15 protein-coding genes are annotated in these 13,382 nt (G+C 37.5%); 6 read left to right on the top strand and 9 right to left on the bottom strand.

The window, feature by feature from the left end:
* Positions 1-73 precede the first annotated feature (73 nt).
* From AO498_RS02755 to AO498_RS02720, 8 genes are all read right to left on the bottom strand, one after another.
* Positions 74-1,663, bottom strand: coding sequence for an Ig-like domain-containing domain (locus AO498_RS02755; RefSeq protein ID WP_236778629.1), 1,590 nt, complete (start codon positions 1,661-1,663; stop codon positions 74-76).
* A gap of 71 nt (positions 1,664-1,734) precedes the next feature.
* Positions 1,735-2,568, bottom strand: a complete 834-nt coding sequence (locus tag AO498_RS02750) for a class I SAM-dependent methyltransferase (protein ID WP_236778628.1) — start codon at positions 2,566-2,568, stop codon at positions 1,735-1,737.
* A 58-nt stretch (positions 2,569-2,626) separates the two neighbouring features.
* Entirely contained in the window at positions 2,627-4,492 is a 1,866-nt protein-coding gene (gene mnmG, locus AO498_RS02745; RefSeq protein WP_067543464.1) for a tRNA uridine-5-carboxymethylaminomethyl(34) synthesis enzyme MnmG, read from the bottom strand.
* A gap of 77 nt (positions 4,493-4,569) precedes the next feature.
* Complete coding sequence (ybeY, locus tag AO498_RS02740; protein ID WP_067543461.1) at positions 4,570-4,995, bottom strand: rRNA maturation RNase YbeY; 426 nt, start codon at positions 4,993-4,995, stop codon at positions 4,570-4,572.
* A gap of 2 nt (positions 4,996-4,997) precedes the next feature.
* Positions 4,998-5,399, bottom strand: coding sequence for an ATP-binding protein (locus tag AO498_RS02735; protein WP_067543458.1), 402 nt, complete (start codon positions 5,397-5,399; stop codon positions 4,998-5,000).
* A gap of 34 nt (positions 5,400-5,433) precedes the next feature.
* Positions 5,434-6,201, bottom strand: a complete 768-nt coding sequence (locus AO498_RS02730; protein WP_067543455.1) for an exodeoxyribonuclease III — start codon at positions 6,199-6,201, stop codon at positions 5,434-5,436.
* Positions 6,201-6,560 (bottom strand): hypothetical protein, encoded by a 360-nt coding sequence (locus AO498_RS02725; RefSeq protein ID WP_067543452.1) that lies wholly within the window; start codon positions 6,558-6,560, stop codon positions 6,201-6,203. Before AO498_RS02725 ends, AO498_RS02730 begins: the two co-directional genes overlap by 1 nt.
* A 2-nt stretch (positions 6,561-6,562) precedes the next feature.
* The gene (locus AO498_RS02720) at positions 6,563-6,907 is read right to left on the bottom strand and encodes a carboxymuconolactone decarboxylase family protein (protein WP_067543449.1); all 345 of its coding nucleotides are present in this window, start codon (positions 6,905-6,907) and stop codon (positions 6,563-6,565) included.
* Between the two features lie 80 nt (positions 6,908-6,987).
* Here AO498_RS02720 and AO498_RS02715 point away from each other — a divergent pair, with 80 nt between their 5' ends.
* The 5 genes from AO498_RS02715 to AO498_RS02695 are packed head-to-tail and all read left to right on the top strand — an operon-like array spanning position 6,988 to position 10,092.
* Entirely contained in the window at positions 6,988-7,683 is a 696-nt protein-coding gene (locus tag AO498_RS02715) for a ComF family protein (RefSeq protein ID WP_067543447.1), read from the top strand.
* A 14-nt stretch (positions 7,684-7,697) separates the two neighbouring features.
* The gene (locus AO498_RS02710; protein ID WP_067543444.1) at positions 7,698-8,231 is read left to right on the top strand and encodes a YfiT family bacillithiol transferase; all 534 of its coding nucleotides are present in this window, start codon (positions 7,698-7,700) and stop codon (positions 8,229-8,231) included.
* A 9-nt stretch (positions 8,232-8,240) separates the two neighbouring features.
* Positions 8,241-8,999 carry an SDR family NAD(P)-dependent oxidoreductase gene (locus AO498_RS02705; protein ID WP_067543441.1) on the top strand — a complete coding sequence of 253 codons (759 nt, stop codon included), beginning with the start codon at positions 8,241-8,243 and terminating at the stop codon, positions 8,997-8,999.
* A 48-nt stretch (positions 9,000-9,047) separates the two neighbouring features.
* Positions 9,048-9,644, top strand: coding sequence for a hypothetical protein (locus AO498_RS02700; RefSeq protein ID WP_067543438.1), 597 nt, complete (start codon positions 9,048-9,050; stop codon positions 9,642-9,644).
* Positions 9,634-10,092 (top strand): PaaI family thioesterase, encoded by a 459-nt coding sequence (locus tag AO498_RS02695; protein WP_067543435.1) that lies wholly within the window; start codon positions 9,634-9,636, stop codon positions 10,090-10,092. The genes AO498_RS02700 and AO498_RS02695 overlap by 11 nt, the downstream gene beginning before the upstream one ends.
* A 35-nt stretch (positions 10,093-10,127) precedes the next feature.
* Here the strand turns inward: AO498_RS02695 and AO498_RS02690 are convergent, their stop codons facing one another.
* Positions 10,128-10,661 (bottom strand): RNA methyltransferase, encoded by a 534-nt coding sequence (locus tag AO498_RS02690; protein ID WP_067550203.1) that lies wholly within the window; start codon positions 10,659-10,661, stop codon positions 10,128-10,130.
* A gap of 79 nt (positions 10,662-10,740) precedes the next feature.
* Here AO498_RS02690 and mutS point away from each other — a divergent pair, with 79 nt between their 5' ends.
* Positions 10,741-13,344: a DNA mismatch repair protein MutS gene (gene mutS, locus AO498_RS02685; protein ID WP_067543432.1), complete on the top strand. Its 2,604-nt coding sequence runs from the start codon at positions 10,741-10,743 to the stop codon at positions 13,342-13,344.
* The last annotated feature ends 38 nt before the right edge of the window (positions 13,345-13,382 follow it).

Here is a 13,382-nt window from a genome sequence, read left to right as displayed (position 1 = left end):
TGGATATTCTTGGTTTTATTAATTCTTATTTCCTCTTTATCCACACTAATTAGATCACTTGTCCACTATCTTTTTACTTGTTTGTTATACCAGTTTTCTCAATTCCTTGAATATTTTGATCTTCAAGTGTCCATCCTCCTCTAATTATAATGTCTTTTTTGCCTTCTTCGTTAGTGAAATAGAAGACGCGTTCAGCATTCCGATTTGAATTAATATTTGAAGGATCCCATCTTTTATTGCCATTTGTATCTTCTATTATTCTGATGATAAAAGTCCCTGGTTGTAATAGGCTGAAGGAATAATTTTGGTTCTTTTCAATGTATGATTCTTTAATTAATTGGTTTTTTTGATCGAGTAGTTGAACAATAAATGGAGGTTCTGCGCCCTCAATCTTACCACTAATTGCGTCTGCTAACCCTTCTCTTTTAAGCTTTCTGTAGTTAGCTGCTATTGGCTCTAAATTGTATTGTCCTTCTATATCTTGGAAAGTCGAATCAGCCGCTTTTAAGGTTATTATCTCTTTTGATATTGAGTCAGGTAAGGATAGGTTTATTTTAATCAAATCTCTTTTGGAAGAGTCTGAGATTGATATGAAGCTCTTTTCAATCGGAATTATTCCAGCTGAATCATATTGGACATAAAGTGAGTCCGTATTTATGTCAACGATGGGTTTGTTAAACTTGATTTCTATTTCCAAGTCCTTGTAAAAGCTTTTTCCGGAGTTTACAGATTGTGTAACCTTTTCCGGTTTCCTTTCAGATGTATTGAACTTTGCGAATATTAAGCTATCCTTTTGTGATCCTACTGAGTCGAGTAATGAAAGTTGAAATGGAATGCTGTCAGTTTGGATTGATTTAGAGAATAGTCGTATCCTTTTATCTTCTATAGTATAGAAATATTCTTGACCTAATCCGTCGTTCTGAATTTTTAATTCAGCAGGATCTCTGTTTAAAATAATTTCGTAATTCTGTCCAAAAGGTCCTGAACGAAGAATCCGTATGGGAGTTAAATCCGATTTTGCTAGGTTAAATTGAATACCTTCAATATTATGGTCTATAGTGAGGGTATCATTCAGGAAGTCATATTCCTCGGATTTATTTTCTGCTTTCAAGCTTCCATTGATATCGTTCCAAGCATATAGTCGATACTTTCCATTTTTAATATTTCCTACTTGGAATTTTCCTGCCGAGTCTGCTCTTGTCAAGTAATAGGGTTGTTCGTTAAATAAGTTGGTGGTATCGCTGAGAGGATAAACGCCAATTATGGTGTTGTTATAATCTATTTTCTTTTCTTGAAAAAGGTAATTTATATTGCCTGATATAGAAAGACTGTCAATTGTTTTTCCGGTTGAAAAAACGAGTTTTAAGTTCTCAGCAGGGTTCTCCTCTGATATGTCTATCACTGATTTTTGGAAATTGAATACGTATGTTGTGGAATCTTCTAATTCTTGATCTAGCTCCACAATCACTTTATTTTTTAAAGCTGTGAATGTTACTTTATCCTTATCAATTCTTGGAGTAATTACGATTCCTTTGGTAGGATTGTCCAATTTGATGTATTCATCAAAAATCAATTCGATACTGGCTGGTTTTACTTCTGTAGATTGACCTTTTGGATTTGATTCTATTAGTTGTGGAGGATCTTCGTCTCTAGGTCCACCCATGGGAGTACTTTGTTTCGCACAAGAGGAAATGATCAAAATTATGGCAATAAAATAAACTAGATTTTTCAAGTTCATTTTTTTGAGAATATATAAATGTTGCTAGAATAGTCTCCTGGTCTTTCTGTGCTTAAGTTTGATTTCAGACCATTAATCAAACCTTTGGTATACGAACCAAAAAATGATGTATTTCCTTTATATTTTTCTGAAAGTAGGGAAACGTAAAAGGCATCAAATGGCATCGGCCTTATTTCTTCTAATGAAAGATCAAATTCTTTTCCTAAGGCCTCCATACTCTTAGAGTTAAAATGGTATAAGTGCCGTGGAACGTCCCATCCTGCCCAATATTTTCCATAATTTTTTGCGTCTCCTGACTCATGGTTTGGAATAGCCAATAGGATATAACCATTTGGTTTTAAGTGCTTTATTAATTGTTTGATTGTTTTTCTTAATTGGTGAATATGCTCTAAAACATGAAAAAGAGTAATTACATTGAATTGAGTATCCGTTTTAATTTCATTTATGGTCGAATACACCTTTTTATCCAGCTTCAAATTAGCTTGTTCTCTAGCTTTTGGATTTGGTTCTATCCCCACTACTTTCCATTGATTCAGATTGGCTTCATGTAAGAATTCCCCTGTTCCGCAACCATAGTCTAGAAGTCTTCCTATAGGTGCTAAATCTTCAATTAATCGTATCTTTTTCTGAATTGAAATTTTTCTGATTTGGTTGTAAAGCCAATGTGTCAGATTTTTTGATTTATCATCATGTGAAAAATAGTCTGGAAAATCGTAATAGGGTACAATCTCTTCTTCTGTAGGTCTTGGGTTTGTGAATAAGAGTTCACAACTATTGCATCTACAAATGATAAAGTTTTCTTGGCTTACCGCGTAATCCTTTAATTCCATATGGTTAAGAAAATGCCCACTTTTACAGAGTGGGCATTTTAATAGTCTTTCTGACATGTTATCTTCCTAAATAGACGGTCAAAATCGATAAGTCAGCTGGTGAAACACCGCTTATTCTTGAGGCTTGTCCCAAGGTCTCTGGTTTAATCTTATTTAATTTCTGTCTTCCTTCAGCTGATAAAGCAGTTATATTGAGGTAATCGAATTGTTGAGGTATTCTGAAATTTTCCATGTTGGAAAGTTTTTCTACCATTTGCTGCTCCTTATCAATGTAGCTGTCATATTTTATCTGAACTTCTGCTTGTTCAAGAACTTCCTTAGAATATTTCTCCAAATAGGTTTTTATTTCAGAATCTAGTGTTTTCAATTCTTCCATACCTATTTGAGGTCTCTTTAAAAGTTTTTCTAATGAGATTTTTTCTGCGATTTGAGCTGTTCCAATTTGGTCGAGTCCAGCATTAATTTGCTCTGGACTGATTCGCTTTTGTCTCAAATCATTGATGAGTTTATGGGTCTCCGATTTCTTTTCTAATGTCTTTTGCAATCGTGACTCTGTAGCAAGTCCTATCTTATGTCCTAATTCTGTCAGTCTCAAATCAGCATTATCCTGTCTTAACAAAAGACGGAATTCTGCTCTTGAAGTAAACATTCGATAAGGCTCTTCTGTACCTTTTGTAATAAGGTCATCGATGAGAACGCCGATATATGCATCCGATCTTTTCAAGATAAATGGATCTTTTTCTTGAACTTTTAGACTTGCATTTATTCCTGCAATTAATCCTTGTGAAGCAGCTTCTTCGTATCCTGTTGTTCCATTGATCTGCCCGGCGAAAAATAAATTCTCTATCTGTTGTGTTTCAAGAGTCAATTTAAGTTGTGTCGGTGGAAAGAAATCATATTCTATAGCGTAACCTGGTCTGAACATTTTTGCTTGTTCAAAACCCGGAATTTGTCTTAGTGCCTTGTATTGCACATCTTCTGGTAAAGAAGTTGAGAATCCATTTACATAGATTTCCACCGTATTCCAACCTTCTGGTTCCACAAATATTTGATGTCTTTCTCGTTCGGCAAATCGATTGATTTTGTCTTCAATACTGGGGCAATATCGAGGGCCTAACCCCTGTATTCGGCCATTAAACATGGGTGAACGATCAAAACCTGTTTCTAATGTGCTGTGTACTTCTTTGTTTGTATAGGTTATCCAACAGCTTTTTTGTGTTTCCAGAGGCTTTGTTTCATCTAGGTATGAGAACTTTTCTGGTTGTTCATCTCCAAATTGTTCTTCCATTTTAGAATAATCAAGGCTTCTACCGTCTACACGAGGGGGTGTACCGGTTTTCATTCTTCCTGCTTCAAAACCCAAGCTCACTAGTTGTTCGGTAATTCCCTTTGCAGCAGATTCTCCTGTTCTTCCTCCTCCAAACTGCTTCTCGCCAATATGGATTATTCCATTTAAGAACGTTCCATTAGTTAGTACTACTGATTCGCTTTCAATTTCTATTCCGATTCCTGTTCTAACTCCTCTCACTCTTCCGTCTTTGACCAGGATACCAGTGATCATTTCTTGCCAAAAATCTACGTTTGGAGTTTGTTCTAAAGCTAATCTCCATTCTTCAGCAAATCTCATTCGGTCGTTTTGAGTTCTTGGTGACCACATAGCAGGACCTTTTGATCTATTTAGCATTCTAAATTGGATCATTGATTTGTCTGAAATGATTCCAGACATTCCCCCAAGGGCATCAATCTCTCTTACTATTTGTCCTTTAGCGACTCCGCCCATTGCTGGATTACAGGACATTTGTGCTATGGTGTTCATGTTCATAGTACATAGTAGAACTTTTGAACCCATTTGAGCAGCTGCATGTGCTGCTTCACAGCCAGCGTGGCCTGCACCTACCACAATTACATCATATTTTGGAAACATGATTTTTTATAATTAGGTGTTTCACGTGAAACACGATTAATGCTTTGTTTTCGATTTTACTGTTTCACGTGAAACAGTTACAGTTGTTCATAAAGAGTAATGGCTAAATCTTCCATTAATCTCATTTTTTGCGATTCGCTTTCACTTTTGTCCTTATATCCCATGAGGTGAAGAGCTCCGTGAGATATTACTCGATTTAATTCTTTATTAAAGTCTTGATCTAATTTGGTTGCGTTTTCTTTCACTCGATCAATGCTGATAAAAATATCCCCTTCGATTGTTTTTTCATCTTCCGAATTATCAAATGTGATGATATCTGTGTAATCATCATGATTGAGATATTCCACGTTGATTTGAAAAAGATATTCGTCTGAACAAAAAATATAATTAAGTTCTAAAATCTTATATCCTTCAGTTTTGGCAAGTTCCTTTAGCCAATTTTTGTGTTTCAATTTTTGAGGTAATTCAAAGTCGATATCCTCTGTGAAGAAGTTTATGGCCATTGTTAATCCATGTAAAACGAAAGAATGGCTGTCTTGCCACCATTTTCGAATTTGAGTTCATCACTTAAATGCTTGATCAAGAAGATTCCTCTTCCCCCAGTCTTTTCAATATTTTCAGGCGAAGTTGGATCTGGTAATTCTGCAGCATCAAATCCACTACCTTCATCTTCAATGATAAATTTTAATTGATCATCTTCCATCTTAAGTTCTAGATGGACAAGTTTTGTTTTGTCTTGCTTATTTCCATGAATGATTGCATTACTAATACACTCAGTCACTGAAATCATGATATTCCCATAAATGTCATCGTTTATTTCAAAATTATCTTTCGCGTTATCAATAAAGCTCTCGATAATTTTTATGTTCTCGATTAAAGAGGGGATTGAAATTTTTATAGATTTCATTTGAGAATATGTCTTTGATCTATTTTTTCTTGGATTATTTTGTTTCTATTTCTAAAACAATCGGACAGTGATCTGAATGCTTTACATCTTGCAAAATTACAGCACTTTTCAGTTTGTTTTCCATTTCTTGGCTGGCCATGTGATAATCTATCCTCCATCCGAGATTTTTAGCTCTTGAATTTGCTCTGAAACTCCACCAAGTATAATGGTGAGGGTTTGGGTTGAAGTGTCTAAAGGTGTCTATGAATCCGGAATTGGTAAACTTATCCATCCAAGCACGTTCTTCTGGTAAAAACCCTGAAGAGTTTTTATTTGAAACAGGATTATGAATATCTATTGCCTTGTGACAAATATTATAGTCACCACTTAGGATCAAATTGGGATGATCCTTTCTTAGATCTTGCATATATCCATATACATCATCTAAAAACTCATATTTAAAATCCTGTCTTACATCTCCTGTAGTTCCAGATGGGAAATAAGAAGAGATAAATGAAAAGTCCTCAAATTCAGCTTGAATCATTCTCCCCTCTTCATCATACTTTTGGATTCCCATACCATACTTTACAGATTTGGGTTTTATTTTGGTAAATATGGCAACACCACTATATCCCTTTTTTAAGGCTGGAAACCAATAAAGTTCATAGCCTAATTCTTGAAATATGATTGGGTCTACATCCTTTTCCTGAGCTTTAATTTCCTGTAAACCAATGACATCTGGATTTTCTTCCTCTAGCCACTCCACAAAACCTTTGTTTATGGCTGATCGGATACCGTTTACATTATAGGAGATTAATTTCATTACAACTCGATTTGATATTCCTTTTCAAAGTATTCCATGACTTGAAGTTTGAGAAGTTTCTCTTGCTCCAAAAGATCAAAGTGCGGTAATTCTTTCACAAGCTTCCAATGTGGCCAACCCTCTTGATCAACAAAATCAAGTTCATAAAATCCGGCATAGCTAAGTACTTTGCAAATAGCTATATGCATTAAATCTTGCTTTTGTTCCTTGGAGAAGTTTTTTGTTCCTTGACCTAATTCTTGTACCCCGATTAGAAATAATACTCCATTTAAGTCATTAGGTTTTTTTCCAACGGTTTCTTTCAGTCCATCGAGTAGCTTCGACCATCGTCTTTCTAGGTCTAGATCTCTTTTAAACATGATTAGCCCTGTTTTTCAAGTTCTTCCCAATATTCTACAGCCCTTCTCAAATGAGGGATTACAATGGAGCCACCAATGATCATTGAAATGGAAAATACTTCAAAAACTTCTTTTCTTGACACTCCTGCCTCAAAGGATTTTCCTAAATGATATTTGATACAATCATCGCATCTCAATACCATGGAGCAAGCTAAGCCGATCATTTCTTTGGTTTTGACATCTAATTCCCCCTCAGCGTAGGTATTGGTGTCCAAATTGAAAAACCGCTTAATTACTTTATTGTCTTCAGACAATATTCGCTCATTCATCTGAGCCCGATATGCGTTGAATTCTTCTATTAGATTCATTAATTTAACAATGATTTATTGTCTAAGCAGTAAATATACGGGTATTCTATCCGAAGCATACATAACAGACTTTTTGCCTTATGCGTTTTACTTGGCTAAATGATTTTTTGGATTTGATTTTTCCTCGGTGCTGCGAGGTATGCGGAACCGCCCTACACGATCAAGAAATTTGCTTTTGCTTGGTATGTGAAGGACAGCTTCCAAAAGCAAGCTTTCATCTTCGCGCTATGGATAATGAATTGACTGTTAAACTTCAAGGACTCATGCTTGTAAATCGAGTGATTTCCTTTCTTCGATTTACCAAAAAGGGAGTAAGTCAAAAACTCCTTCACAAATTGAAGTATCAGCACAAACCTGAAATTGCGGTGCATCTTGGAACGCTCTACGGGCTTGAATTATCCAAAATGAATTATGTTTCTGAATGGGATGTGATTGTTCCTGTCCCTTTGCATCCTTTAAAACTTAAACGAAGAGGTTATAATCAAAGTGAAAAATTTGCACTAGGATTATCTAATTCTCTCGGAATCAAAGTTCAAGATCTTTTAATTAGAAAGGTGTTTACCGAAACTCAGACCAAAAAATCCAGACTTCAGCGTCTTGAAAATGTCGAAGAGGTGTTTGATTTGAAAATCAATCAGAACCTAAATGGCGCTAAAATTCTTTTGGTTGATGATGTAATTACCACTGGCGCCACGCTTATTGCATGTGCACAGGTTCTTTTGGCCAATGGTGCAAAACATGTAGATTTGGCCACTATCGCTGCAGGCGGTAAGTAAAAATCGTAAAAATAATGGACATCGAGTTTCTTAAATACCCAGTCGGGAAGTTTCAAGTTCCTGAAATAATCACCTCAGAATCTATCCAAGGGGCAATTCATTTCATTGAAGAATTTCCAATAAAACTATTTTCTGCCGTAAGCCCACTTACCCCAGCCCAATTGGATACACCATATCGACCTGGTGGCTGGACGGTGAGACAATTGGTTCATCACTGTTCAGATAGTCATCTCAATGCTTTTTTTAGGTTTAAACTTGCCCTCACCGAGGATAATCCGGTAATCAAACCCTATGATGAAGCTGAATGGGCTAAGTTGACTGATTATTCATTTCCTGTTGAATCAGCTTTGACAACCATCCGAATTATCCATGCTAAATGGGTGACTTTACTCAAATCGATGAAATCTGAGGATTTTGAAAGGACTTACTTTCATCCCGAAAAAAATAGAAGTCAATCATTATCAGAGGTCGCTTTAATGTATGCCTGGCATGGACAGCATCATTTAGCTCATGTCCAGCATCTTGTTCTTAGGAATTTTGACCAATAAGCACACATCATGAATATCTCACTAAAAAACCAACGGATTCTAGTTACTGGAGCTTCACGTGGAATCGGTAGAGCTATTGCCAGACAACTTTCCGATTCTGGGGCTGAGGTTATCATCCATTACAACTCAAATAAGGAAGAAGCAGAGTCTTTACTTTCCCAACTTAAGTCCCCTGCCTATTTAGAATCCTGTGATCTTTCCAATTCAAGTGAGGTTGTAGGATTCATTCCGAGGCTAGTAGCAAAATATGGGCCCTTGACTGGATTGGTTAATAATGCTGGAATTTCCCCGGCAGCCCCTGATTCCCTTCCTACAGATGAATGGCTTCAAATTTGGGAGAAAGTAATGGCCGTCAATTCGACTGCTGTGGGAATTTTGACCAAAGAGTTCATAGATCAAGCAAAACCACTGCAAAATGGCCGGATTATCATGATTTCTTCCAGAGCAGCATTTCGCGGAGATACTCCAGATTATCTTGCTTATGCAGCCTCAAAGGGAGCATTGGTAAGCTTAACTCGCTCAATTGCAAGACATTATGGTAAACTTGGAATTAAGGCATTCTTGATCGCTCCTGGATTTACGCGTACCGATATGGCCAATGAGATTCTTTCTGAGTATGGGGAAGATTTTGCCCTAAAAGACATTGCCCTCAATGAATTAACACTTCCTGAAGACATCGCTCCCATGGTCACTTTATTGTGTTCTGGACTAGCAGATCATGCCACGGGTACCTCCATTGATATCAATGCTGGATCTTATGTTCGATAATTTTAAACCTCCAATTTAGACCTGGAGTTGTAAAAGTAAAGTCCATTTATGCCTGCGAATGATCCAGTATTTACTCCCGAACTGATTCGAATCGTTAAAATCTTTTTTCTCTCAGCTTTCGGTTTGGTATTGGTTCTTTCTTTTTTCAACGGCTATAGGGCAAATAACTCTGGAGAGGACAAGACCTTTAAAGTTGCGGATTCGGACCGATTGTATTTTTTGAATGTTCGAGGCATTCATTACGATCGAGAGCTTCGAAAAGAAGCAGGTATGACCTTATTCAGACATAATAAATGGCTTTATGAGAATAATACGCCAAATTTCTTTCCCATCATTATTCTTAATCCTCTAAAGGATGAAGCCTATCTTTATTTTGAATTGGAAAATGCTTCCTACCCAATCCAACTTGAATTAGTGGATAATGGACATTCAGAATGGATAGAATTTAATGATGGAAATAATCTGGACCACTTCACGCTTATCCAAAAACTGGTCCCTTACTCAGAGGAAAATCGATGGGTTAACCTAAAAACTGAAACAGATATATTTTCACTTTGGAAGACAGATCAAGAAAAAGAAATTTTTAAAACCATTTCAGAAGACTATTTTCGATTGATCAATAATCCGATTTCCAGTGGAAAATAACTTTAGTCCTCAGCTCACCTATTTCAAATCATTAATTGGAAAAACTCTGGATAAAACTCCATCCGCCGCGGGCAATTGGTTGGCAGGAATTCTTCTCGATGTAGATCAGCATCATATCAAAGTCCAATACACGGTGAGGCCTGAGATGTGTAACCCAGGAAAGATCCTTCACGGTGGGATCGCTTCGTTAATGCTAGATGATGTGATTGGGATGGGAAATTTTGTTGCTGGATCTGAATACTTGATGACCAGCATCAACTTAAATGTGGACTTTTTATCCTCGGCGCAAATTGGTGAAAACCTCGAAGTCGCAGCTAAACTCGTGAGGTCTGGGTCTAATCTGAATCACTGGGAAGCTATCATCCGAAAGGAATCAGGTAAGATTGTAGCCAAAGCTAGTTCTAACCTGATCAAAACACATGTTAAACTTTCAGATTTGGGGTTTTGAGTGCTTTTTTCCCTTGAAATTTGATTGATAAAAAATCAAAAACGCTTGAGTTTTGACAAAATATCCCATACAGCAATCCCTAGCGTTACTGAAATATTAAGCGAGTGCTTGGTGCCAAATTGAGGGATTTCCAAAACATGATCGGAGACTGATAGTACCTCCTCCTCTACTCCAAATACTTCATTTCCGAATACTAAGGCATAATTCTCGTTACTAATTGGTTGGAATTCGTTGAGTTTGGTTGAATTTTGAACTTGTTCCAAACTACAAACTATAAATCCCTCATTCTTCAATTTTTCCAAAGCCTGAAGGGTAGTGGGAAAATATTCCCAATCCACTGATTCTGTGGCTCCTAAGGCCGTTTTTTGAATATCTCGATGGGGCGGAGTTCCGGTGATTCCGCATAGGTAAATTTTCTCAACACGAAATGCATCTCCAGTCCGAAAAGCAGAGCCAACATTGTTCAAACTTCGAATATTGTCTAATACGAGAACGAGTGGTGATTTTTCTACTGATTTAAACTCCTCGACCGAAAGCCGATCGAGTTCATCCATACTTAATTTCTTCATGTTTTTTGTTTGACTCACCCAATAGGCTAATTTCAAGCCTCATTCTGAATCAAAAGTACCATTATTCTCTTTTTCCCGCATGAGCAGATCCAAAGACGGACAAGAAACTCCATTGATGAAACAATACAATGCAATCAAAGCCAAACACCCTGGAGCATTGCTGTTGTTTAGAGTTGGAGATTTTTATGAAACTTTCGGCGAAGATGCTGTGGTGGCAAGTAAGGTCTTGGACATCGTACTTACTAAGCGGGCAAACGGAGCCGCTTCTCACATTGAATTGGCTGGATTTCCGCATCATTCCTTGGATAATTACCTTCCCAAATTGGTCCGAGCAGGTAACCGAGTGGCTATTTGTGATCAATTGGAAGACCCCAAAATGGTTAAGGGAATTGTAAAACGGGGAGTCACTGAGTTAGTGACACCAGGGCTGTCTTACAATGATCAAGTCCTCGACACTCGAAAAAACAATTACCTCGCTTCCATACATTTTGGAAAGGATACCCATGGAATAGCATTTTTGGATGTATCTACTGGCGAGTTTATGTGTGCGGAAGGAAATGCTCCCTATATCGAAAAGCTACTGCAAAGTTTCGCTCCCTCTGAAGTAATTTTTTCAAAGGCCGCGAAGCAAAAAGCATCAGAGCTCTTCAAAAATGAATTTATCACCTTCCATTGTGAAGATTGGGTCTATCAATATGATTTTACCTATGAAAAACTCAAAACCCATTTTGGAACAGCCAACCTCAAGGGATTTGGAATTGAGGATCTACAATTCGGAACAGTAGCCGCAGGGGCGATTTTATATTACTTAGAGGAGACTGAACATAAGGAGGTTCAACATATATCGGCTATTTCCAGGATTGCTGAAGAAAAATATGTTTGGTTGGACAAGTTTACGATCAGAAATCTTGAGCTAGTCTATCCTCAGCACGAAGGTGGTGTACCCTTGATCCAAATCTTAGATCAGACTGTTACCCCAATGGGTTCAAGGATGATGAAGAAATGGATGGTATTGCCTCTAAAAGAGAAGCAATTGATCGAGGAGAGACTCAATGTTGTTGATTTTTTTCATCAGCATGAATCCTCAATCGATCAGATCTTGGGGCAATTGAAGCATATTGGTGATTTGGAGCGCTTGATTTCCAAGGTTGTGGTTGGGAGAGTGAATCCCAGAGAAATGAACCAAATTAAGCGAGCACTCAAAGCATCGCTTCCGATCAAAGAAATTCTCAAGACACAGGATAATTCGACTCTCAAGAGGCTATCTGATCAAATCAATCCTTGCGATTTTCTTCTTGAAAAAATAGAAAAGGAGCTTTTCGAAGATGCCCCTATGCTTGTACATCAAGGCGGAGTGATCAAAGACGGAGTAGATGAGGAATTGGACGAATACCGTGGATTAGCCAATAAGGGGAAAGATTTTTTGGTACAAATCCAGCAAAGAGAGGTTCAGAATACAGGAATTTCTTCGCTTAAAATATCCTATAACAAAGTTTTTGGCTACTACCTAGAAGTAACGCATGCACACAAGGATAAGGTGCCTGCCGAATGGATCCGGAAACAAACATTGGTAAATGCGGAACGCTACATTACTCCAGAGCTAAAAGATTACGAAGAGAAAATCCTTCATGCCGAAGAGCGTATGATTGCCTTGGAGCAAAAGTATTTCTTGGAATTGGTTCAAGAAGCAGCCCAATACGTCACACAAATCCAGCAGAACGCTCGGGTTTTGGGGACCTTAGATGCCTTGTTGTCATTTGCGAAAGTTGCCTTGTCCAATGGATACTCGAGGCCAAAAATTTCGGATACTGATACCTTGGAAATCAAAGATGGAAGACATCCTGTGATCGAGAAACAGCTGCCCGTCGGAGAATCCTATGTTCCCAATGACATTTATTTGGATAACGATAGTCAGCAGATTATTATCATAACAGGTCCAAATATGGCAGGTAAATCTGCCTTGCTTCGACAGACAGCCTTAATCGTTTTGATGGCCCAAATGGGATCTTTTGTTCCTGCTTCCTACGCAAGAATTGGTATCATTGATAAAGTCTTTACCCGTGTGGGCGCTTCAGACAATCTTTCAAAGGGTGAGTCCACCTTTATGGTAGAAATGACAGAGACGGCAAGTATCTTGAATAACCTTTCGGATAGAAGTTTAGTTTTAATGGATGAAATTGGTCGCGGAACGTCAACCTATGATGGAATTTCCATCGCATGGTCAATTGTCGAGTATCTCCACAATCACCCATCATTTAAGGCAAAAACGTTATTTGCCACTCATTATCACGAGTTAAACCAATTGGCGAGTGATTTTCCTCGTATAAAAAACTTTAATGTGGCCGTCAAAGAAGTCGGAAACAAGGTTATTTTTATGAGGAAACTCAAGGAGGGAGGAAGTGAACATAGTTTTGGAATACATGTGGCCCAGATGGCCGGTATGCCCAATCCAATAGTACTCAGAGCTTCCGAGATCATGTCTCATCTTGAAAAAGACAAGGCCTTGAAAGAGAAAAAGGAGAATTATAAATCCATACCAAAGAATAATTTTCAATTAAGCCTTTTCGAATTAGACCCAAAAATGAGTGAAGCAAAAAAGATCATTGAAGAGGTAGACATCAATACCATTTCACCAATTGAGGCTTTGCTCAAGTTGCATGAAATTAAAAAGAAGCTTGATTAAGATTAAAATATTGATTATCAGCTATCTTTCTTTATAAA

Source organism: Algoriphagus sanaruensis (genome assembly GCF_001593605.1).
Classification (GTDB): Bacteria; Bacteroidota; Bacteroidia; order Cytophagales; family Cyclobacteriaceae; genus Algoriphagus; species Algoriphagus sanaruensis.
The sequence above is the reverse complement of the archived record's forward strand: the minus strand, read 5'-3'. Positions and strand labels throughout refer to the sequence as shown.

Coding starts and splice junctions, on each gene's coding strand:
- AO498_RS02755 (WP_236778629.1), bottom strand. CDS start 1,663: ATGGGTGGACCTAGAGACGAAGATCCTCCACAACTAATAGAATCAAAT.
- AO498_RS02750 (WP_236778628.1), bottom strand. CDS start 2,568: ATGGAATTAAAGGATTACGCGGTAAGCCAAGAAAACTTTATCATTTGT.
- mnmG (WP_067543464.1), bottom strand. CDS start 4,492: ATGTTTCCAAAATATGATGTAATTGTGGTAGGTGCAGGCCACGCTGGC.
- ybeY (WP_067543461.1), bottom strand. CDS start 4,995: ATGGCCATAAACTTCTTCACAGAGGATATCGACTTTGAATTACCTCAA.
- AO498_RS02735 (WP_067543458.1), bottom strand. CDS start 5,399: ATGAAATCTATAAAAATTTCAATCCCCTCTTTAATCGAGAACATAAAA.
- AO498_RS02730 (WP_067543455.1), bottom strand. CDS start 6,201: ATGAAATTAATCTCCTATAATGTAAACGGTATCCGATCAGCCATAAAC.
- AO498_RS02725 (WP_067543452.1), bottom strand. CDS start 6,560: ATGTTTAAAAGAGATCTAGACCTAGAAAGACGATGGTCGAAGCTACTC.
- AO498_RS02720 (WP_067543449.1), bottom strand. CDS start 6,907: ATGAATCTAATAGAAGAATTCAACGCATATCGGGCTCAGATGAATGAG.
- AO498_RS02715 (WP_067543447.1), top strand. CDS start 6,988: ATGCGTTTTACTTGGCTAAATGATTTTTTGGATTTGATTTTTCCTCGG.
- AO498_RS02710 (WP_067543444.1), top strand. CDS start 7,698: ATGGACATCGAGTTTCTTAAATACCCAGTCGGGAAGTTTCAAGTTCCT.
- AO498_RS02705 (WP_067543441.1), top strand. CDS start 8,241: ATGAATATCTCACTAAAAAACCAACGGATTCTAGTTACTGGAGCTTCA.
- AO498_RS02700 (WP_067543438.1), top strand. CDS start 9,048: ATGCCTGCGAATGATCCAGTATTTACTCCCGAACTGATTCGAATCGTT.
- AO498_RS02690 (WP_067550203.1), bottom strand. CDS start 10,661: ATGAAGAAATTAAGTATGGATGAACTCGATCGGCTTTCGGTCGAGGAG.
- mutS (WP_067543432.1), top strand. CDS start 10,741: ATGAGCAGATCCAAAGACGGACAAGAAACTCCATTGATGAAACAATAC.